This is a genomic window from Pseudooceanicola nanhaiensis DSM 18065, assembly GCF_000688295.1.
GTDB classification, from domain to species: Bacteria; Pseudomonadota; Alphaproteobacteria; order Rhodobacterales; family Rhodobacteraceae; genus Pseudooceanicola; species Pseudooceanicola nanhaiensis.
The window spans coordinates 53,088-74,024 of the sequence record NZ_JHZF01000017.1 but is presented as its reverse complement, the minus strand read 5'-3'; the positions used below and the strand labels follow the sequence as shown (position 1 = coordinate 74,024).

Below are 20,937 nucleotides of genomic sequence, written 5' to 3'. Positions count from 1 at the left end.
GCCGACCCGTCACCGGATCTCGGGCAGATGCGCCTGTTCACCGGTGTCGCAGGAATGCGTCGTCAGGAGAGGCGGCAGGAGGGTCCAGATCGTGCTGACCAAGGCCGCGACGGCAAGGACCAGGCTTGCCCGGCGAAGCGTGGTGTCGGGGTCCTGCCACCGCGGCGACCGGAGGGCCAGCACGAGCCCCGCCTGGAGGACGACCGCCGCCATCGCGGCGAGGGCGAGCAGGGTCAGCCGCGTGGTGTCGTCCGCGACCGGGCTCCACCGGCTGGAACAGAGCAGCCCGGCGAGACCGTAGACCGCGCTGAAGCAGGCCAGCCAGAGCGTCAGCGGAAGGGCCAGTCGCAGGAGCGATCTCATGCCAGGACCCCGGGCAGGGCGGCGGCGGCGAAGGTGATGAGCGCGACCGCGACGGCGTAGTCGCTCCACAGCCGCACGATCCGGGCGGCGCCGGTGGTCGTGACGGCCGGATGGCTGGCCAGGCGGCGCATCGAGAGGACCCCGGTCATCAGCAGCGCGATGAGGACGTGCACGAGCGCGTAGCCCATGAGCACCCAGATCGTGGCGTCATAGGCATGCGCGGTCGGGTCGGGCGCTCTGGCAAGGATCAGCGTCGCCCCCGCGCCGAGCGCAAGAAGGCCCGTCGCTTCGAGCGCCGATCCCGACAGGGTTGCAACCCGGGCGCCTGCCAGTGTCAGCACGGCGCCGGCCCCGAGACACAGCAGCGGCCAGAGACCGGCCTCCACATAGGCCGGCGGCGGCCAGTTCGGAGCGATGGTCCACAGGAAGGCATACCCGAAAAGCAGCGATCCGAAGAACGTCCCGTCCGCCAGCAGCAGGAACAGCGAGCCCCACCATCCGGGCGGGTCGGCGACCTCGGCCGCGGTGGTCAGAGCGAGCCCGTGTCCGGCGTGAAGCGCGCCTTCGGCCTGCTTCGGCGACAGGCTCCAGACCCAGACCATCGCGCAACAGATCACGCCAAGGGCCGAGAGCGGCACCAGCCAGTAGGCCTTCACCAGCATGCCGAGGAAGAACAGTCCCGTGACCGCCGACATCAGTGCCGGAAGGGCCGTGTTGCCGGGGAAGACGGTGATGTGGCGCGGCGCCCCGGTGGCGACGTCGACGCACAGCGTCTCCCTCCGCTCTCGTGCGCAATCGCCGAGATAGCCCTCGCCGCGGGCGATCCGCACCGGCAGGTCCGGCGTGTCGTAGAGAGGATCGCGCGACGCGACGGTTGGTATGCTGGCAAAGTTGTAGGGGGCGGGGGGCGTCGGCATGGCCCATTCGAGCGTGCCGGCGTGCCACGGATCGCGCGACCCCCGGACCGCCACGGCGGCGTTGACCACGACGTCGATGAGGACGAGCGCGAAACCGATGGCCATGACGAAGCTGCTGACCGAGGCGAACAGGTTGATGAGCTCCCATCCCTGTCCGGGCGCGTAACTGTCGATCCGCCGCCGCATCCCGAGCAGACCCGCCCAGTGCAGCAGCAGGAACGTCCCGTGGAAACCGGTGAAGACCAGCCAGAAGGCCGTGTTCCCCAGGTTGAAATAGGTCTTCCGCCCCACGAAATGCGGCAACCAGTAGTAGAGGGCGGCCAGCATCGGGAAGACGAAGCCGCCGACGAGAACGTAGTGAAGGTGCGCGACGATGAAGTAGGTGTCGTGCGCCTGCCAGTCGAAGGGCACGATGGCGACCATGACGCCGGTCAGGCCGCCGATCACGAATGTGGCGAAGAAGGCCAGCAGCCAGAGCATCGGCAGCCGCATGTCGGGGCGGCCCTGCCAGAGGGTGCCGATCCATGCGAACAGCTGCACCGCGGTCGGCACCGCCACCAGTGTCGAGGCTGCCGAGAAGAACGCCAGGCCCATGTGGGGGATGCCTGTCGTGAACATGTGGTGCACCCAGAGCCCGAAGCTGAGCACGCCCAGTGAGACGGCCGCCGCGACGATCCAGCCGTAGCCCATCAGGCGGGTGCGGGCCATGACCGGCAGGATGGTCGAGATCGCGCCGGCCGCGGGCAGGAAGATGATGTAGACCTCAGGGTGGCCGAAGAGCCAGAAGAGGTGCTGCCAGAGCAGCGCATCACCGCCGGCGGCCACCTGGAAGAACGGCATGTCGAAGGCGCGCTCGAGCTCGAGCAGGATGGAGCCGAGGATCAGGGGCGGGAAGCCCGTCAGGATCATCACCGCCGTCACCAGCGCGTACCAGGCGAAGATCGGCATCCGGGAAAGGCTCATCCCGACGGCGCGGTAGCGCAGGATCGTGACGCAGATCTCCACCGCTGCGGATATCGCGGAGATCTCGACGAAGGTGATGCCGATCAGCCAGAAGTCCGAATTGATCCCCTGCGCGGCGATGGTCGAGGACAGCGGCGGGTACATGAACCAGCCGCTGTCCGGGGCCATGCCGGCCAGCAGGGAGAAGATCATCATCGACCCGCCGAAGACGTAGCACCAGAAGCCGAAGGCGGTGAGCCGCGGGAAGGCCAGGTCGCGGGTGCCCAGCAACTTGGGCAGCAGGTAGACCGCGAGCCCCTCGAAGAGGGGGATCGCGAACAGGAACATCATGATGGTCCCGTGCATCGTGAAGATCTGATTGTAGTGCTCCGGCCCGATGAAGGCCGACCGGGGGCTCGCCAGCTGGGCGCGGATCAGCATCGCGAGGATGCCGCCGATGATGAAGAAGAGCACCGCCACCGCCAGGAACATGCGGCCGAGGTCGGTGTGGTTCACTGTGGTGAACCAGCGCTTCCAGCCGCTGTCGGAGGCCCAGATGCGCGAAAGGGCGCGATGGCGTTGCAGCGTGTTCAAGGCGTCTCGTCCTGTAGAAAACGGTCCCACCCGGCCGGGTCATGCGCCACGACGGTGAAACGGTGATCGCGGTAGCCGGGGCCGTTGTATTCCGACCCGAGGCCCTCGTAGCGGCCGGGGGACCCGGCCTCGATCCTCAGCACGTTCACCCGCCCCGGCACGGCATCGAGCTTGCCGGCCAGCCGCGGCACCCAGAAGGCATGGATCACATCGGCCGTGGTGATCGCCACGTCGACCGGACGGCCCGCCGGTATGTGCAGCACGCCTTCGGTCACGCGGCCCGGGGCATCGGCGTAGCCGAAGCGCCATGCCCATTGCCGCGCCTCCGCCTGCACTGTCACCACATCGGGACCGGCCCGGGGCAGCAGGCGTTCCCCGATGAAAAGCCCGTAGGCCAGCAGCGCGGCCAGCACCACCAGCGGGAAGGCCAGCCCGAGACCCACGACGAAGACGCGTTCATCGCTTTTTCCCGGCGCCCGCCGCCAGGCGAGGACGATCAACCCGGCCACGAAGAGGAAGATCGCCGTCGCGCCCGCGAGCAGCACCCACCACAGCGTGGCGATCGTGGCCGCCGCGGGACCGGCCGGATGCACGGCGGACAGGCTCTCCTCGCAACCGGGAAGCAGAATGAGTGTTATACCTCCGAGACATCCGCGTGGTAGGGACCGGGCATGGCCAAGAAGATGATCAACGAACCGGACACGCTTTCCGATCCGATCGTGGAGCACCCCGGCTACGAAGAGACGGAGTCGCTCGTCGGTCTCTGGGGGCATCCGCTCCATGCGATGAGCGTGGCGTTTCCCGTGGCGCTCACCTTCTGTGCCTTCGGGGCCGACCTGTTCTACTGGTGGTCGGGTGAATTGTTCTGGGCCCGTGCCGCGATTTGGGCGGCGGGCACCGCATTCCTCTTGGGTCTGCTGGCCGGCGCGACGGGAACGGCCGAGCTGCTGCTGGTGCCGGGCATCCGCATCCGGGCGCCTGCCTGGACGCATTTCGTCATCGCGGTGCTGCTGCTGTCCCTGCTCGGCACCAACTGGGGATACCGGCTTCAGGGCTACGAGGCCGCGGTTCTGCCCTACGGCATCGTGCTGTCGGGCTTCAACGTGCTCGTGGTGATGGCGACGGGATGGCATGGGGGGAAACTGGTCTTCGATCATCGTCTGGGCACGTCGAAGGGCAAGGGGTGACCGCGCGGCTCGCGCAGCCATCCGGGCACCGGGAACTCGCCCAGTTCCGGCTTGGCGAGGACCAGTGACAGGACGGCCAGGATCGAGACCGTCAGGAGGATGAGCGGCAGGGCAGGGCGCGGGGCGCGATGCTCGCCTTCCCGCTCCGCCACGGCGACGAGGACATAGCCGATCCAGACGTGAAAGATCACCAGCATTGCGACGAAGACCAGCTTTGCGAAAAGCCACGTCACGAAGAGGTCGCGCAGGAAGATCAGGGCCGTCCCCGATGCGATGGCGAGGACGGCCGCGGGGGTGATGCCGAAGGTATAGGCATAGTGCGTGGCCTGGCGGATGCGGGAGTAGTCGCTTTGACCTATGGCCGGGTCATGCCGCGCCAGCATCAGCGGCAGGGCGAACAGCCCGCCGCACCAGAGGAGAAGCATGCTGATATGCAGCGCCTTAAGATGCGGAACCAGTGACGTGGCGAAGGTCATGCAGAGGCCACGGATGCGGACCGCCACCCGCGCCGGGCGAGCACGGCGATCACGACGAGATAGGGCAGCATGGCCGGCACCCACATGAGAAGGCCGCCGAGTTGCTGATCCGCGAGCGGCGTCAGCCCCCAGAGATAGGGCGCCTGCGCATGGGAGTCGTAGAGGGGGGCGGGGGCCAGGGTCAGAATTGCGCCGAGCAGGCCCATTTGGATCAGGCCGGCCAGGCCCCAGAGCACGCCGCCGATCGCCTCTGCGCCGACAAGTACCGCGCGCCAGAACAGGGTCGCGGATCCGAGCAGGGAAAGTTGCATGATCCAGTAGACTGCGATGTCGCGCAGCGCCAGGTCATAGGCCTGAGGAAGGTGCCAGACCCAAAGGACCGCGGTGGACAGCATGAAATGCAGCGGGATGACCCGCGCCCGGCGCGGCGCGGGAAGCGCCGCCGCCAGAAGCGGGGCCGCGACGGCGACCAACAGCACATGATGCACCACCCGGGCCGAAAACAGGGCCACTGCTATGGCGCACAATGGCGAGACGAACACGACGGCCAGCACGGCCACCGCGACCAGCGCCGGCGGCTGCCGCCGCAGCGCGACGGCGAGGAGTGCGAGAACGGCCAGCAGATACGGGTCGAGATTGAAGGATTGCCAGATCAGGTCCGGCGAAGGTGCGTCGCCGCAATAGCTGCCTGGGAAAAGTGTCGTCAAGGAACTCACCTCGCTGCGCACTCTGCTCGAACTGCCGATTGCCGCCGGATGCGGAAGAGGTTCAAAACCTGTACGTCGTTGTAGCACCGCAGTCCGGGGCGGCAAATCTTTCTCAGGCAGTCGCCGGACTTAATCCGGTCTTCCGACGGGACCCGGGGGCAGGATTCCGACGGCCCCCATCCCGGGTGAGCGTCGAGTCCGGGAACATTGCGCGCCCGTTTCCGTTTCCCGGACTCGGAACGTGCAAGGGAGCGGTGGATGAACAGGGGTGAATTGCGGAGCTCGGACCTCCTCGACCTGCCGGCTGTGGCGATCGCGCCGGGCGAAGCTTTGACCGTAATACGCAGGCGTGTCCTGGCCTGGGCGGGAATGCTCTCCCTCGCGCTGCTCGTCATGTCCGGCCAGGCGTCGGGTGCCGAGGATATCGCCGCCCTGCGCGCCGCCGCCCTCGAACACGTGAACACCTCGCGGCAGGACGAGGGTCTGCCGCCGCTCGAAGGCGGAGACGTTCTGGACGAGGCCGCGCAGCTCCATGCCGAGGACATGCTCGAGCGCGGATATTATTCGCATGTCACCCCGGGCGGTGACGGGCCGCGAGAGAGGTTTCTCGACGCGGGCGGCGGGGAATGGGAACTCGTCGCCGAGAACATCGCGATGTGCCGCAATTGTGGTGCGCTCGACCGGGACCGTATCTCGCAGTTCCACGAAGGCTGGATGGACAGTCCCGAGCATCGTGCGAACATCCTGCGGCGCGGGCTTGCGCGGTTCGGTTTCGGTGCGGCGTCCGGTGACGGTGTGATCTATGCCGTTCAGACTTTTGCCGGTCCGGGGACGTCACGCGGCAAGGGCACCGCTGAGGTCGAGGACGGCGACGTAATGGAATTGGCGGGTGACGAGCTCAACGCAGCGCGACACGAAGCCGGCCTGCCGCCCGTCGCCGGCAGCTCGGCCTTGCGCGAGGCGATCCTGGACGCGGTGCCGTCCGACCTGGACAGCTTCCGACTGCAGGATCTGGACCTCTTCGCCACGATGCCACGCAGTCTGCGCGCCTTCCGGGATCTGAAGGCGCTGATGGCGGAATGTGGCGGGTGCGGCCAGGTGATCACGGAGGGCGACGTGCGCGCCTTCGTGAACGACTGGCTCGACCAGGATGCGCGCCGGGCCAACCTGTTTGATCCGCAGATGACGCACTACGCGATGGTTGTCCGAAGGGACGGGCGCGGTCGCAAGCTGGCCATCCTTGTCCTCGCGGCCGAGCGTTGAGCGCTGCAGCGGCTCGTCTCCGACACGAGGTCCGATCGCTCGGGAACATTTCCCGGCAGCTCCTGTTGGATTTGCAACTCCAGATTTCAGAGCCAGCGGGAGGCAATGATGAAAACGACAGCATGCGCTTTGGGCATTCTCATGCTTGCAGCGGCGCCAGCAGCCGCGGCGCCTACGCAGGAGGACAGCGGCGCGAGCGCGTCGGCCGGCACGCAGGACCCGGCGGCAGATGTCACCCGGCCCCCTTCGGACCCCGAGACCGCGAGCTCGGACGCCGACACCAAGGAAGACGCGGCCACCAATGTGGAAGACTCCTATCCCTCGCGCGACATGCTGGACGACGTCCAGGCGGTCATCGACAGCGTGCGCAGCAAGACCGCCATGCCGCAGGATCCACTTTCCCACCTTTCCTCGCAGGGGTCGGTGCACGTCGTTCCGATCAGCGACCTCGAGGGAAACGATGCCTATCACGCTCAGTCCCTGACCGAGGTGTTGCGCGAAAACGCGGAGGTCATCGCAGGCATCCGAGATCAGATCCGGCTGAACATCTTCGCGAGGCGCGCCCTGGAGAGCGCGGGGTTCACGGCCGAGGACATCCTGACCTGGGAGACGGCAGGCACCGAGGACGTGACGATCATCGTCGACGATCGCTGAGCCGGGCGGCGGGCCGCGCCCCGCTTCGGGGCCCGAGCGGGACCGCAGAGACGAACTGGCCGGGTGGAGATGACAGAGAAACCGAGAGTCCTTATAACCGGAGCCGCCGGATCGATCGGCCGGGCCCTGCGTGAAAGGTTGGGCGCCGATTACGAGGTCGTGGGGCTCGACCTCGAGGCGGGCGAGGGGATCTTCGCCTTCGACATCACCGACGCGGCCTCGGTCGCGCGGGCGCTCGAGGATGTGGCCGAGGCGCATGGCAGCCGGTTTGCCGCGGTCATCCACCTTGCCGCCTTCTTCGACTTCTCGGGCGAGGAAAACCCGCTCTACGACAAGGTCAACGTCGAGGGCACGCGCAACCTGCTGAACGCCCTGTCGGCCTATACCGTCGAACGCTTCGTCTATTCCGGGACGATGCTGGTGCATCGCCCCGGCGCGCCGGGACTGCCGATCACGGAGACGACGCAGATTGACCCTCAATGGGCCTATCCGGAGTCGAAGGCCGAGACGGAGGCGGTGATACGCGAAGAGCACGGCGGCATCCCCTTCGTGTTGTTGCACCTGGCCGGGCTCTACGACGAATCCACCGCGGTGCCCACGCTGGCCGAGCAGATCCGGCGCATCTATGAACGCGATCCGAAGGCGCATGCCTATTCCGGAGACCTCGCGACGGGCCAGTCCTTTCTTCATCGCGAGGACATGCTCGACGCCTTCGCCCGGGTCGTGGACCGCCGCGCCGAGCTGCCCGAAGAGGCGGTGATCCTCGTCGGCGAATCCGAAGCCATGGGATACGGAGAGCTGCAGGAGACACTGGCGCGGCTGATCCACGACGAAGACGACTGGACGACGCTGTCGGTCCCGAAGCCTCTGGCGGCCGCCGGCGCATGGCTCCAGCAGAAATCCGAACCCGTCGTGCCGGACGATTTCGACCACGGCGAGGAACCGTTCATCAAGCCGTTCATGGTGCGCATGGCGGACGACCATTACGAACTCGACATCAGCCGGGCCGAGGCGCTTCTCGGCTGGCGCCCCCGTCATTCGCTGCGCGAGACGCTGCCGGCCATGGTCAGCGCGCTCAAGGAGGATCCGGTAGCGTGGTACGAGGCCAACGGGCTCACCAAGCCTCGTTGGCTGGAGGCGGCCGCCGACCGGGACGACCCTGAATCGCTGCGCCGACAGGCGGAGGAGGCGTTCCGCCGTGCGCATGCCGCGCACATCTGGGCCCACTTCCTCAATATCGGGATGGGCGCATGGCTGCTGATCGCGCCGATGCTGCTTGGGTATGCGGCGGACACCGGAATGCTGCTGAGCGACATGGTTGCGGGAGGGCTGGTCATGGCCGGCAGCTTCCTCGCCCTATCGTGGCGGGCGGCGCTGGTCCGCTGGGGCGTGGCCGTGGTGGCGACCTGGGTGATGACGGCGCCACTGGTTTTCTGGACGGAAAGCCCCGCGGCCTATCTGAACGGCTCGCTCGTGGGTGCGATCATCTTCGGCCTGGCCGTCTGCACACGGCCGGCGCCGGGGGTCGGCACGATGGCCGCCGTGACGGGCCCGACGATCCCGAAGGGCTGGGACTATTCGCCCTCGGACTGGACCCAGAGACTGCCGATCATCGCGCTCGCGTTCATCGGCTATTTCATCTCGCGCTACCTGGCCGCCTATCAGCTGGGCCATGTGGAGTCGGTGTGGGAACCGTTCTTTCCGGGCAGCCCGGAGGACCCGAAGAACGGCACCGAGGAGATCATCACCTCCTCGGTTTCCGAAGCCTGGCCCGTGCCGGACGCCGGCCTGGGCGCGCTGACCTACCAGCTCGAGATCCTGATCGGGCTGGTCGGCTCGGCCCGGCGCTGGCGGACGATGCCGTGGCTGGTGCTGATCTTCGGCATCATGATCGTGCCGCTCGGTATCGTTTCGATCACCTTCATCGTGATCCAGCCGATACTGCTGGGCACGTGGTGCACGCTCTGCCTGCTGACTGCGGCGGCAATGCTGATCCAGATTCCCTATTCGGTGGACGAGCTGATCGCCACCTGCCAGTTCCTCGCCCGCCGCCGCCGCGCCGGACGCCCCGTGCTGCGGATCCTCCTCACGGGCGACACCGACGAAGGGCCGGACGACCTGCGGCAGGAAAGCTTCGAGCGTCCGCCGCGTGCCCTTCTCGGCGAGATGCTGGGCGGTGGCGTCGGCCTCACATGGGGGCTCTGCGCCAGCGTGGCGATCGGGGTGTGGCTGATGTTCACCCGCCTGACGCTCGGTACGGAGGGGATGCTGGCCGATGCCGATCACCTGGTCGGCGCGCTCGCGGTGACCGTCGCGGTGACTGCACTGGCAGAAAGCGCGCGTCCGGTGCGGTTCCTGAACGTCTGTCTCGGCGCCGGTCTGGTGGTCTGTGCCTTGGTGATGGCGGGCACATGGCTTCAGCGCGGGGCCGACATTGCGGCCGGGCTCGCCCTTGTCTCGGCGAGCATTCCCCGTGGTCCGGTCCGCCACGGCTACGGCGCGTGGTCGCGGGTCGTGGTCTGAGGCCGGTGCCGCGTGTGCTCTTGCGGCGTGGCGGCGGGGCAGGAAGCATCGCGGTCCTCGGCCTCACGCTTCTGTTTGACACCTCCCCGAATTTCGGACGGTGACGGAAGCCACGGCCGGATGTCCGGTCGTTTCGGGACCCTCAACTCTTGGCCCGTCAGGCGAGGCGGCGGGGATCGCCTTGAACGTCGTGCATCCGGAACGGTCCGCGCGGTTCGGGATACCCAGGCCTCCAAGCGCTGGTGTATGCATTTATCGCGATAATGCTCTGGCCAGTGCCGCCTCGTCCTGCCCGCCGTTGTCCCAGTCGCGGATCACGGTGATTAGTCGCCGGATCACGGGGCGGGATTGTATCGCGCGATGGTAGAACACCGCCGTTCGGAACTCGCGGATTGGCAGGTGGCCTTGGACAGCCTTCAGTCCATAACTCTTTGCCAGGTTGGCCAGGGCTTCGGGGATTATCAGCAGATTGTCGCTGAGTGCGGCGTGGCGCAGCGCTATTGTGAAGCTGTCGGTGGTCAGCGTGACCATGTGCTTTCGAGACATCTTCAGGATCACGTCCTCGGGCAACAGCTGCTCGACGGGGCTTCGGTGGAGGTTCGTCCAGGGCCATTCCGAAAGGTCGACTGCCGAGCCGGTCGCGTGCACCGGATGGCCTTCCCTTGCGAAGATGTTGGAATGCACCGTTGAAAGCATCTCGTATGCCAGGCCGGGGTCTTGGGGCGGTTTCGCGATGCCGCAGACACCGACGTCGGTCTCACGCTTTTGCAGGGACTCCATGATCTGAGACCGATGGGCCATGACGACGCGTGCGTTGAAGCCCCGGAACTCGTTTTGCAGGCTGGCGATCAAGGCAGGCATCAGGTTGATGGCCCAGCGAGGGCCGCAGCTTATCCGGAGTTCGGCCAGCGACTTTTCCCTTTGCGCCTCGATCTCGCGGGCGGTGTTGTCGTACTCGGCCCGGATCGCCTTCACACGTTCGAGGACGATCTGGCCGTATTCCGTCAGCAGGACCCCACGCGCGACGCGATCGAAGAGTTGCACCCGGTAGTGATCTTCGAGCTTCGACACCGATTCAGACAATGCTGACTGGCTGATCCCATGTGACCGGGCCGCTGCAGAAAAACTGCCTGCCTCTGACACCAGGAGGAAGTTCCGGTGATTTCGATCCACGGCAGCGACTCCACAGCCCATCGGTTCTGCCGATGGGCTTACGGTTTTATGAATTTTATCTCTATAGCTCGCCCCGTCTAAACTTATCCGTGGACGGGCGGCGAAGGCTGCCCGATGGGAGGAAATCCGAAAACGACCACGGCAATGCGCCCCTTTCGGAGCGCAGTTGAAGGAGATTTGCCAGATGAAGGAATACCTGACCGTTGCGACCGCACCCAACCGGTGGGACGCCGTGGGACGCCAGTTGCGTGAACTGAGGCTGGCCGACGGCGCGGTACGGGCGATCGGCCTCTTCGCGCCCCAGATCGGTGCAAGCGTCAACACCGTTTTCGCCGTGCTGTCCGCCGAGGACCAGGCCCGGATGGACGCGGCGGTAGAGGAGATCGAAGCGCTGAATGACGTGGTGTCTGTCACGCGCCAGGCGCTGTCGCCAGCCTCCGAGCGCGATCTCGACCTGCTCGAGGAAAGCAGGGCGATGTTCACCAACCGGTGGTTCCATGTTCTAAGCGACAAGGCCGGGAGCTTCGAGGCCGACACGATCCCCGTGTGGGACGAGTTTGAAAAAGACACGAAGTGCCACGTCGTCGGCATGTGGCACACCGCGCCCGAAAACGGCGTGACGCGTTACCTGCTGATCGCCAGGTACGACGACCTCGAGGCTTGGTCTGCATCGCGGTTCTTCAACCTGCCGCCCGAGCAGTCCAAGCCACGATGGGTCGAGAGCTTCGCGCGCAGACGCAGCTACATGACCGATACTTCGGTGGTGGCGACGCGCTGCATCGGATCCAGCGCCACCTGACATCACCAACTCTGGGAGGAGATTATGAGACAGAAGATTTTCGCAGCGCTGGCAATGGCGTCCGCATTTGCGATACCCAATGTGGCCGCCGCGCAAGAGGCCGATTTTTCGGGCAAGACCGTCCGCATCGTGCAGAATTTCGCGGCCGGCGGGTCCACCGACCTGTTCGCGCGGACGCTTGCGCCCTTCGTGGCCAAATACCTGCCGGGCGAACCGACCGTCGTGGTCGAGCCGCGGCCAGGAGCCGCTGGCATCCAGGCCGCCACCTACATGCACAACTCGTCCAGGCCGGACGGGCTCGAGATCTGCCTTTGCAACTCGATCCCGACACGGTGGGTGACGCTCAAGGATTTCGAACTCGACGTGCGCGACTTCGGGATAGCAGGCAGCCAGCCCGTCAATACGGTGGTGTTGATCCGGAACGACCTGGGCGTGGAAGTCCCCGCAGACCTTGCGGACACGCCGAAGCCGTTGCTGTTCAGTGCACCGTCACCAGCCGACCTGAACGGCAATCGTTTCAATGTCTTCGCAGAAATGTTCGGCGCCAGGTCGCGGATCATCGGCGGGTTTGGCGCCGCCGGCAACAACCTCCAGTCCGTCCTGACAGGAGAAACCACGATCACGAGCCTGAACGGCGATTACTACGCTGTACAGCAGGACTCCGTCGAGGAGGCGGGAACGGTTCATGCCTTCGGACAGGTCGGAATTCCCGGGCCGGACGGATTTGTGCGTGATGCCAGCATCGACGCGCCGACCTTCGACGAGCTCATTCGCGAATACAAGCCCGATGCGCTGGATACCCCCCAGTACAAACTGTTCTCGGCCTTCAATCAGGCGGCCGCCGTGCAGTTCATCTACCTGCTCGCCCCCGGGACGCCAGAAGCATACGTCCAGGCCTGGGAAACCGCCCTCTCCAAGGCGGTGGCGGACCCCGAATACGCAGCGGCGGTAGAGCAAATGGAGGCGACAGTCCGCCCGTTCTCGGACACCGCCGAAACGCGGGAAAAGCTGGAAGCGCTCCACGATGGCTTCAAGGCGCCCGAGGTGGTCGAGATCCTGATGGAACTCGCCCCGGCGTACTTCAAGTGAGACCGCGCCCGGACGCGACCTGAGTCGCGTCCGGGCAAACCGGGAGGGAGGATCCATGGAAGATATTTTCGGGGCGCTTGCAATCGGGCTGAGCACGATCTTCACCGCCAAGGTTCTCGTATGGACCATGGTCGGGATCGTGTCGGGGATGTTCTTCGGCCTCGTGCCCGGCCTCTCCGGCTTGACGGGCATGGGGCTGCTGCTTCCCTTCGCGATCGGGCAACCGCCCGAAGTGGCGTTTTCCTTCCTCCTCGGCATGTATGCCGTGACGACGCAGACGGATGCGATCCCGGCGGTCCTTCTGGGTATTCCGGGGACATCGGCGGCGCAGGCGACCTACCTCGACGGCTACCCGATGGCCAAGCGGGGCGAGGCCGGCAGGGCGCTTTCGGCGTCCTATTTCGCCTCCATCGTCGGAACGATCGTGTTCTCGGTGATCTTCCTGGTCCTGCTGCCGGTGATCCGGCCCGTGATCAACAGTTTCGGGTCGCCGGAATTCTTCATGCTGGCCATGATGGGACTGGTGATGTCGGGCTCGCTGGTCGGGCCGAATATCGCACGCGGGCTGATGGTCGCGGCTGCCGGTCTTCTGATCTCCTGCATCGGGGTGGCAGGGGCGACAGGGGATTACCGGTACACCCTGGGCTGGAGCTACCTCGAAGACGGGCTTCCCCTGGTTCCCGTGGCGCTCGGCCTCTTCGCCGTGCCCGAAGTCATGGAGCTGATGGCGTCGCGGACCTCGATCGCGCGGGACTTCGCGGTGAAGGGCGGGGCCCTCGAAGGGTTGCGCGACACGATCCGACATCGGTGGCTGGTGGTGCGCTGTTCCGTCATCGGCGGGGTCTGTGGCGTGGTTCCCGGCCTTGGCGGATCGGCGGCGGAATGGCTGGGCTATTCTCACGCGGTCCAGTCCGCGAGGGACAGTTCGCAGTTCGGCAAGGGCGATATCCGGGGTGTCCTCGCGGCTGAATCCGCGACCACGGCCCAGAAGCCCGGCGCCATCATCCCGACGGTTGCGCTCGGGATTCCCGGCAATGCCTCGATGGCGGTCATGCTGGGCGTCTTCCTGATCGTCGGATTGCGGCCCGGCAGCGCGATGCTGAACGAACAGCTGCCGCTGACGTTCCAGATGCTCTGGACCGTGATCCTTGCGAACATCGTCGTTGCCTTGATCTGCCTTGTCCTGCAGCGGCATATCGTGAAGCTTTGCCAGGTCCGGGCGAGCGTGATCGCCCCCCTGATTATCACTTTCATGGCGATCGGCGCGACGTTCGCATCGAACAGCTACAACGACCTGATCGCCTTTGCCGTCTTCGGCGCGCTCGGGCTGTTCATGAAGGCCTATGACTGGCCGCGGGTTCCGTTGCTGATCGGCATGGTGCTGGGGCAACTGGCCGAAGCGAACTTCTTCATTTCCGTGCAGGTCTATGGCGCCTCCTGGCTCTGGCAGCGCCCGATCGTCTTGGCGACGCTGGGCCTGACACTCGCATTCCTCGCAGCGATGGTCCTGCGCGGGAGGCGCGATCGTGCGATGAGGGCCCAGCAGGCAGGAGGCGGCAATGCGTGACACCCCCTTCAGGGACCCGTCTTGGTGGTTCGGCGTGGCGCTCACGCTGATGGCGCTGGCCGCACTTTTTGCGGCCCTGCAATGGGAGGCGATGGCGGCAACCTTCCCGGTCTTCATCTGCAGCGTGATGATCGTCTGCGGCGTGATCCACACGATCCTGCCCTTCGTAAAGGCCAGCCCAGTCGCGTCGTGGGAAGGCCCGCCCCTCCGGCCGGTGCTGCGGTGCTGCCTGTGGATGGGCGCCTTCTTCGCAGCGGCCATCGCATTCGGCTTTCCCGTTGCCGCCCCGGTTTTCGTGCTCGCCTACATGCTGGTGCAAGGCGAGAAATGGACACTTGCCGTTCCGGCCGCGGTTGGAACCCTGCTTTTCCTGGTCGTTCTGGTGGAACGCGTTCTGCGCCTGCCGCTGCCCGAACCGTGGTTTCCCCTGTATTGAAGGATGACGACATGCTCGACAGTCGCCCTGAACCGATCACCGACGTCGTCAGCGAACTTGGCGAGTGCCCGACGTGGGACGCGCGCGATGGCGCGCTTTGGTGGGTCGATAGCCACGCGCCCTGCCTCTATCGGCTGGACGCGGCCGGCGGGGTTCGGAGGTGGGACATGCCGGAAGAAATCGGGTCTTTCGCATTGTGCGAGGACGGGCGCGTTCTCTGCGCCTTGCGCAACCGCCTTCTTTTGCTCGACCCGGCCACGGGTGCCATCGAACATTTCGCCACCACGCCCAACGACGCGGCGACCTGTCGCCTTAACGACGGCAAGTGTGATCGCCAGGGGCGCTTCTGGGTCGGCACATTCGGCACCGCGCCCGACGCGCCCGACGGTGCGCTCTACCGCATCGATCCGGACGGCCGCGTCGTGGTGGCCATACGTGGCTTCGTCAATTCCAACGGCCTGGCTTTTCCGGTCGGGACGGAAAGCTTCTACCATTCCGACAGCCGCAGCCGGGTCGTCTATCGCCTGACGCCGTCGCGCGCGCCGGACACCTACGTGCGAGACGTGGTGTTCACGACATCCAGTGGCGAACATCCGGATGGCGCGGCCGTCGACAGCGAAGGTCACTACTGGTCCGCGCTCTATGGTGCCGGGGCTGTCGTGCGTGTCTCGCCGGACGGGCGTGAGGTCGCGCGGATTGCCGTGCCGACGGTGAACCCCACCATGATCTCTTTCGGTGGGCCGGACCTGCGCACGCTGTACATCACTACGGCGCGTTACATGACACGTGGCGATCTGGACGAAAACGATGTCTTGGCCGGTCGGCTTTTCGCGGTTCGTGTCGCGACGCCCGGGCTGCCGGAGCCGCGTTTCTCGAATATGTGAGGAGGACCGTCGCAGCATCCCCGCCCTGGGCGGAGCGGAGGCCACTCCGCCTCAAGGCGTCGCCGGCACCCTGGATGAAACATAACAAGTCTTACACCGTTTGGGTGCTGTCAGGAACCGCGCAGAGTCACGCGCCTTCGGCGAGAAGCGACGCAGCCCGCACTGCGACGCCTTCCTCACCCGACGCGGCACGGAACTGCAAAGGTCCGCGTGGACGCAGGGCGGTGCCTATTGGCTAATCAAACCGTTTCCGCTCACGCTTGCCTTCGGCGCGCGGTCAGACCTCCGCAGGTGCGCCGGTCGGGCGCTTGCGCCGCCGCGTGAACAGACGCGTCACGATGACGAAGAACAGCGGCACCAGCAGGACACCCAGCACGGTGGCCGAGATCGTTCCGCCCAGGACGCCGGCGCCGATCGCGTTCCGCCCGCCGGAGCCTGCGCCGATGGACAGGACCAGCGGCAGCACGCCCAGCGAGAACGCCATCGAGGTCATCACGATGGGACGGAACCTCTGGCGGGCGGCCTCGACCGTGGCGGAGATGAGCTCTTCCCCGGCCTCGACCCTTTCCCGCGCGAATTCCACGATGAGGATCGCGTTCTTGCCGGTCAGGCCGATGACCGTCAGCAGGCCCACCTGGAAGAAGACGCCGTTCTCGTAGCCGCCGAGCCAGGCCCCGATCAGCGCGCCGAGCACGCCGATCGGCATCGCGAGCATCACGGCGAAGGGGATCGACCAGCTTTCGTAGAGCGCGGCCAGCGAGAGGAAGACCGCGGCGAGCGACAGCGCGTAGAGCAGCGGCGCCTGGTTGCCGGACTGGCGTTCCTCGAGCGAGAGGCCGGTCCAGGAGATGCCGAAGCCCGGCGGGAGCTGGCTTGCCAGGCGCTCCATCTCGGCCATCGCCTCGCCCGAGGTGACGCCGGGCGCCGGGTTGCCCTGGATCTGCATCGCGGGCACGCCGTTGTAGCGATAGACGCCCTGCGCGCCGAGCTCCCACTTGCCTTCGGCGAAGTTGGCGAAGGGCACCAGCCCGCCGGTGGCGTTGCGGACCCGCCACTTGTCGATGTCCGACGGGGTCGCGCGGCTGTCGGCCTCGCCCTGGACGTAGACCCGCTTGATCCGCCCCTGGTCGAGGAAGTCGTTCACGTAGGACCCGGCCCAGGCGATGCCCAGAAGCTGCGAGACGTCGCTGGCCGAGACCCCCATGGCCCCCGCCTTGCGCCAGTCGATGTCGAGCTTGAACTGCGAGGCGTCCTCCAGCCCGTTGGGCCTGACCCCGGTCAGCAGCGGGCTCTGCGCCGCCATGCCGAGCAGCTGGTTGCGCGCGGCGACAAGTTCGTCATGGGTCTGCCCGCCGCGGGCCTGCAGGAACATGTCGAAGCCCGAGGCATTGCCCAGCTCGGGCACCGAGGGGGGCACGATCGGAAAGACCATCGCGTCCTGGATCCGGGACAGGGCACCGTAGGCCCGCCCCGCGACCGCCTGGACCGACAGCGCCGGATCCTCGCGCACGGACCAGTCCTTCATCCGGACGAAGGCGAGGCCCATGTTCTGCCCCTGCCCCGCGAACCCGAAGCCCGCGACCCCGAAGACGGCATCGACCGCATCGGCCTCGGTCTCGAGGAAGTGGGTGTGGATCGTGTGAATGACCGCCTCGGTCCGCTCCAGCGTCGCGCCGGTCGGCCCCTGGATCATCACCAGCATCATCCCCTGATCCTCTTCCGGCAGGAAGCCGGTCGGGGTGCGCGTGAACAGCAGCGCCATGGCGGCGACGAGCGCGAGATAGATCAGCCCCATCCGGAGCGGACGCCGCACGATCCCGCCGACGCTCCGGCCGTAGCCGCGCAGGGTGGCGTCGAAGCCGCGGTTGAACAGACCGAAGAGACCGCCCCGCCTGCCGTGGCTCTGCTTCAGCATGGTGGCGCAGAGCGCGGGCGTCAGGGTCAGCGCGACGACCACCGACAGCGCCATGGCCGAGACGATGGTGATCGCGAACTGCTGGTAGATCACCCCGGTGGATCCGCCGAAGAAGGCCATCGGCACGAAGACCGCCGAGAGCACCATGGCGATGCCGATCAGCGCGCCGGTGATCTGGCCCATCGATTTCTTCGTCGCCTCGTAGGGGCTCAGACCGTCTTCCTCCATCACCCGTTCGACGTTCTCGACCACCACGATGGCGTCATCGACCAGGAGGCCGATCGCCAGCACCATGGCCAGCATCGTCAGCGTGTTGATGGTGAAGCCCATGGCCGCCATGATCCCGAAGGTGCCCAGAAGCACGACCGGAACGGCCAGCGTCGGGATCAGCGTCGCGCGGAAGTTCTGCAGGAAGAGATACATCACCAGGAACACCAGCACGATCGCCTCGATCAGCGTGTGCACGACGGATTCGATCGAGATCTCGACGAAGGGGGTGGTGTCGTAGGGCACAACATAGTCGATGCCGTTCGGGAAGAACTCCGCGAATTCCGCCATCCGTTCATGCACCAGCTTCGAGGTGTCGAGCGCGTTCGCGCCGGGCGCGAGGCTGATCGCCATGCCGGTGGCCGCCTGCCCGTTGTAGCTGGCCGAGAAGTTGTAGCCCTCGGACCCGATCTCGACCTCGGCCACGTCACCCAGCAGGACGAGCCCGCCGTTGGGTTCTGCCCGCAGCACGATCTGGCGGAAGTCCTCGGGCGTCTGCAGCAGCGACTGCGCGGTGATCGTGGCGTTCAGCATCTGCCCCTCGGGGGCGGGGCGGTTGCCGAAGGCGCCGGCCGAGATCTGCGCGTTCTCGGACGAGACCGCGCCGACCACGTCCGAGGGCGTCAGCTCGTAGGCCGACAGCTTCGACGGGTCGAGCCAGATGCGCATGGCGTATTGCGCCCCGAAGACCTGGACCGAGCCGACCCCCTCGATCCGCGACATCTCGTCGACGAGGTTGGTCTGCAGGTAGTCGGCGAGGTCGGTCTCGTCCATCGAACCGTCCGGCGAGATCAGCGAGATCACCATCAGGAACCCGGCCGAGGACTTGCGCACCGTGACCCCCTGCCGCTGCACGCTTTCGGGCAGCAGGGGCGTGGCCTGCGACAGCTTGTTCTGCACCTGCACCTGCGCGATGTCCGGGTCGGTCCCGGTCTCGAAGGTCAGGGTGATCGAGGACGTCCCGGCCGAGGAGGAGTTCGACGACATGTAGCGCATGCCGTCGAGCCCGGTCATCTGCTGCTCGATCACCTGCGTCACGGTATTGGCCACCGTCTGCGCCGAGGCGCCGGGATAGACCGCGCTGACGCTGATCGAGGGCGGCGCGATCTGCGGATATTGCGCCACCGGAAGGGTCAGGATCGAAAGCGTGCCCACGCCCATGATGATGATCGAGATCACCCAGGCAAAGATCGGCCGGTCGATGAAGAAACGTGCCATGCCCTGCCCTACTCTGCCGGCGCCGCGGCCGAGGCCGTGCGTTCGCGTTCCTGCGGCGACACCTGTGCGCCGGGAGCCGCCTTCTGCAGCCCTTCGACGATCACCTTGTCGCCGGCGGACACGCCTTCGGTCACCACCCAGTCGGCGCCGTGATCCTGCAGCAGCGTCAGGGCGCGCAGCTCGACCGTGCCGTCCTCGCCGACGACCATCGTCTGGGGATTGCCGCGTCGGTCGCGGGTGACGGCCTCCTGCGGGACAAGGAAGGCGTTCTCGACCTTGCGGGTCGGCATCTCGACCTGCACGTACATGCCGGGCAGAAGCAGCATGTCGGGATTGACGAACTCGATCCGCAGCACGACCACGCCGGTCTGTTCGTCGACATGCGGCTCGGCTGCGGTCAGCAGGCCGGTGTGCTCGAAGGTCGACCCGTCGGCGAGGGTCAGGGACACGGCGGCATCGTCCAGATCACCGCCCCCGCCCTTGCGCCGCCGGAGGATCTCGGCGGCGGATTGCGTGACGTCCACATGCACGACATCGAGCTTGCGAATGGTGGCAAGCGGGGTTGCCTGGCTGGCGGTGACGAGAGAGCCCGGCGAGGCTTCGGAGAGGCCGATGCGTCCCGACAGGCGGGCCCGCACCTCGGTGTGCGCCAGCTGGATCTCGGCGGCGCGCAGGGCGGCCTCGGCGACATCGGCCTGCGCCAGCGCGGTGTCGCGGACGGAAACGGCGTTGTCCATGGCGGCCTGTGTGGCCACGCCCCGGTCGCTCAGCTCGGTCACGCGCGCGAACTCCCGATCGGCCGCGCTCAGCTGCGCCTGCGCCGCGTTGACCGAGGCCCGCGCCTGCGCCACCGCCGCCTCATAGCTCGTCGGGTCGATGCGGAACAGCACGTCGCCCTCGGAGACCATCGAGCCCTCGCGGAACAGACGTTCGGTGATGATCCCGTTCACCTGCGGCCGGACCTCGGCCTGGGCCGAGGCGCGCACCCGGCCCGGCAGGGTCGAGGTCAGGGTCAGCGCCTGCGGCTGCATGGTCTCCACCGTCACGGCCGGCGGAGCCCCGGCCCCCTGCTGCGCCGGGGCGGCGCCGGCGATGACGATGGCACACAGCGTGAGGAGCGCCCGCAGGGGCGACTGGACAGGATGGGCCATTTCAGGCTCCTTTCGGGGAAGGCAGGGAAACCGCTTGGCGGAGGCCCGTGACTCACATAAAAGACTTTCAAGTCTCTTAAATCGCCCGAGCGGCGGTCCGCAAGCCCAATCCGACATGCCGCGCCCGGGCAGCGCAGGGGGAGGAGCCCGATGGCAGCAGATGCATCAGACGATGGCGCGGCGCCGCGCCGGTCGCGGGGCCGTCCGATGGCGATGGACCCGGGCGAACGGCGCGACCGGATCCTCTCGGCGCTGGATGACATGTTCTGCGAGGTCGGGCTGGCCGGCATGACGATGGCCGCGATCGCCCGCCGCGCCGGGATGTCGAAACAGACGCTCTACGACATGTTCCAGGATCGCGACGCCCTGTTCGACGCCTATATCGAGCGCCGCTTCTCCTCGATGGAGGACGAGAGCGCGACCGAGGACGATGGCGCCGGCTTCGAGACCCGGGTGCGCCGGCTCTTCCGGTTCGACCAGCCGGCCGAGGCCTGGGACCTGCCGATCGCCCTCCTCCGCCTTGCCATCGCGGAGGCCGCGCATCACCCGCGGCTGGCCCGGCGGTGTCTCGACGACGGGCCGCGCAGCAAGCAGGCCCGGCTGAAACGCGAACTCGACCTCGCCGTCGCGCGGGGCGAGTTGCGGATCGCGGACACCTCCGCGGCCGCGTCGCTGCTGATGGACATGCTGCACCTTCCGATCCTGGAGGCGCTGGTCGGCGCGCAGACCAGACCGTCCACGAAGGCCTGGGAGGCGCGCTTCGACTACGGCCTGTCGGTCTTTCTGAACGGCGTCAGGTAAGGCGCGAGCGG

At 66.8% G+C, this 20,937-nt stretch carries 18 protein-coding genes; 10 read left to right on the top strand and 8 right to left on the bottom strand.

Translation table 11 applies throughout. The features are described 5' to 3' along the window. Positions 1-9: 9 nt before the first annotated feature. From Q344_RS24645 to Q344_RS0120505, 3 genes are read right to left on the bottom strand one after another with little or no spacing between them, the layout of a single operon-like run. Positions 10-363 carry a hypothetical protein gene (locus Q344_RS24645; RefSeq protein ID WP_051630947.1) on the bottom strand — a complete coding sequence of 118 codons (354 nt, stop codon included), beginning with the start codon at positions 361-363 and terminating at the stop codon, positions 10-12. Beyond that, positions 360-2,816 carry a cytochrome c oxidase subunit I gene (gene ctaD / locus Q344_RS0120510; protein ID WP_028288427.1) on the bottom strand — a complete coding sequence of 819 codons (2,457 nt, stop codon included), beginning with the start codon at positions 2,814-2,816 and terminating at the stop codon, positions 360-362. The genes Q344_RS24645 and ctaD overlap by 4 nt, the downstream gene beginning before the upstream one ends. Beyond that, entirely contained in the window at positions 2,813-3,409 is a 597-nt protein-coding gene (locus tag Q344_RS0120505) for a cytochrome c oxidase subunit II (protein WP_229669243.1), read from the bottom strand. Before Q344_RS0120505 ends, ctaD begins: the two co-directional genes overlap by 4 nt. 78 nt (positions 3,410-3,487) lie before the next feature. Between Q344_RS0120505 and Q344_RS0120500 the strand changes: the two genes are divergently transcribed. Further along, on the top strand, positions 3,488-4,003 hold the full coding sequence (locus Q344_RS0120500; RefSeq protein ID WP_028288426.1) for a DUF2231 domain-containing protein: 516 nt from the start codon (positions 3,488-3,490) through the stop codon (positions 4,001-4,003). Here the strand turns inward: Q344_RS0120500 and Q344_RS0120495 are convergent. Then, positions 3,970-4,479 carry a CopD family protein gene (locus Q344_RS0120495; protein WP_028288425.1) on the bottom strand — a complete coding sequence of 170 codons (510 nt, stop codon included), beginning with the start codon at positions 4,477-4,479 and terminating at the stop codon, positions 3,970-3,972. The two genes, Q344_RS0120500 and Q344_RS0120495, sit on opposite strands and share 34 nt — an antisense overlap. Further along, positions 4,476-5,186, bottom strand: coding sequence for a cytochrome c oxidase assembly protein (locus Q344_RS0120490; RefSeq protein ID WP_036540170.1), 711 nt, complete (start codon positions 5,184-5,186; stop codon positions 4,476-4,478). The genes Q344_RS0120495 and Q344_RS0120490 overlap by 4 nt, the downstream gene beginning before the upstream one ends. Positions 5,187-5,492: 306 nt before the next feature. Between Q344_RS0120490 and Q344_RS25290 the strand changes: the two genes are divergently transcribed. The 3 genes from Q344_RS25290 (at position 5,493) to Q344_RS0120475 (ending at position 9,626) form a co-directional block, all read left to right on the top strand. Continuing rightward, positions 5,493-6,449 carry a CAP domain-containing protein gene (locus tag Q344_RS25290; RefSeq protein ID WP_169739212.1) on the top strand — a complete coding sequence of 319 codons (957 nt, stop codon included), beginning with the start codon at positions 5,493-5,495 and terminating at the stop codon, positions 6,447-6,449. A 108-nt stretch (positions 6,450-6,557) separates the two neighbouring features. Further along, positions 6,558-7,103 carry a hypothetical protein gene (locus tag Q344_RS0120480; RefSeq protein ID WP_156954773.1) on the top strand — a complete coding sequence of 182 codons (546 nt, stop codon included), beginning with the start codon at positions 6,558-6,560 and terminating at the stop codon, positions 7,101-7,103. A gap of 69 nt (positions 7,104-7,172) precedes the next feature. After that, a complete protein-coding gene (locus tag Q344_RS0120475; protein WP_036540203.1) occupies positions 7,173-9,626 on the top strand; it encodes a vitamin K epoxide reductase family protein in 2,454 nt (817 codons plus the stop codon). Positions 9,627-9,878: 252 nt separating this feature from the next. On the opposite strand, the gene Q344_RS26425 is transcribed toward Q344_RS0120475, so the two are convergent. Continuing rightward, complete coding sequence (locus Q344_RS26425) at positions 9,879-10,799, bottom strand: LysR family transcriptional regulator (protein ID WP_169739211.1); 921 nt, start codon at positions 10,797-10,799, stop codon at positions 9,879-9,881. Between the two features lie 184 nt (positions 10,800-10,983). On the opposite strand from Q344_RS26425, the gene Q344_RS26420 reads away from it, so the two are divergent. The 5 genes from Q344_RS26420 to Q344_RS0120445 are packed head-to-tail and all read left to right on the top strand — an operon-like array spanning position 10,984 to position 15,574. Continuing rightward, positions 10,984-11,598, top strand: a complete 615-nt coding sequence (locus Q344_RS26420) for a hypothetical protein (RefSeq protein ID WP_028288420.1) — start codon at positions 10,984-10,986, stop codon at positions 11,596-11,598. A 24-nt stretch (positions 11,599-11,622) separates the two neighbouring features. Further along, on the top strand, positions 11,623-12,687 hold the full coding sequence (locus tag Q344_RS0120460) for a type 2 periplasmic-binding domain-containing protein (protein WP_028288419.1): 1,065 nt from the start codon (positions 11,623-11,625) through the stop codon (positions 12,685-12,687). 55 nt (positions 12,688-12,742) lie between these two features. Continuing rightward, the gene (locus Q344_RS0120455) at positions 12,743-14,254 is read left to right on the top strand and encodes a tripartite tricarboxylate transporter permease (RefSeq protein ID WP_051630944.1); all 1,512 of its coding nucleotides are present in this window, start codon (positions 12,743-12,745) and stop codon (positions 14,252-14,254) included. Beyond that, positions 14,247-14,690 (top strand): tripartite tricarboxylate transporter TctB family protein, encoded by a 444-nt coding sequence (locus tag Q344_RS0120450; protein ID WP_028288417.1) that lies wholly within the window; start codon positions 14,247-14,249, stop codon positions 14,688-14,690. The genes Q344_RS0120455 and Q344_RS0120450 overlap by 8 nt, the downstream gene beginning before the upstream one ends. Before the next feature lie 11 nt (positions 14,691-14,701). Then, a complete protein-coding gene (locus tag Q344_RS0120445) occupies positions 14,702-15,574 on the top strand; it encodes an SMP-30/gluconolactonase/LRE family protein (RefSeq protein WP_036540169.1) in 873 nt (290 codons plus the stop codon). Positions 15,575-15,851: 277 nt separating this feature from the next. Here the strand turns inward: Q344_RS0120445 and Q344_RS0120440 are convergent, their stop codons facing one another. Together Q344_RS0120440 and Q344_RS0120435 are read right to left on the bottom strand one after the other, a co-directional pair. Then, positions 15,852-18,974 carry an efflux RND transporter permease subunit gene (locus tag Q344_RS0120440; protein ID WP_028288415.1) on the bottom strand — a complete coding sequence of 1,041 codons (3,123 nt, stop codon included), beginning with the start codon at positions 18,972-18,974 and terminating at the stop codon, positions 15,852-15,854. Positions 18,975-18,982: 8 nt separating this feature from the next. Further along, positions 18,983-20,125: an efflux RND transporter periplasmic adaptor subunit gene (locus Q344_RS0120435; protein ID WP_028288414.1), complete on the bottom strand. Its 1,143-nt coding sequence runs from the start codon at positions 20,123-20,125 to the stop codon at positions 18,983-18,985. Positions 20,126-20,275: 150 nt separating this feature from the next. Here Q344_RS0120435 and Q344_RS0120430 point away from each other — a divergent pair, with 150 nt between their 5' ends. Further along, positions 20,276-20,926, top strand: coding sequence for a TetR/AcrR family transcriptional regulator (locus Q344_RS0120430; protein ID WP_028288413.1), 651 nt, complete (start codon positions 20,276-20,278; stop codon positions 20,924-20,926). Positions 20,927-20,937 lie beyond the last annotated feature (11 nt).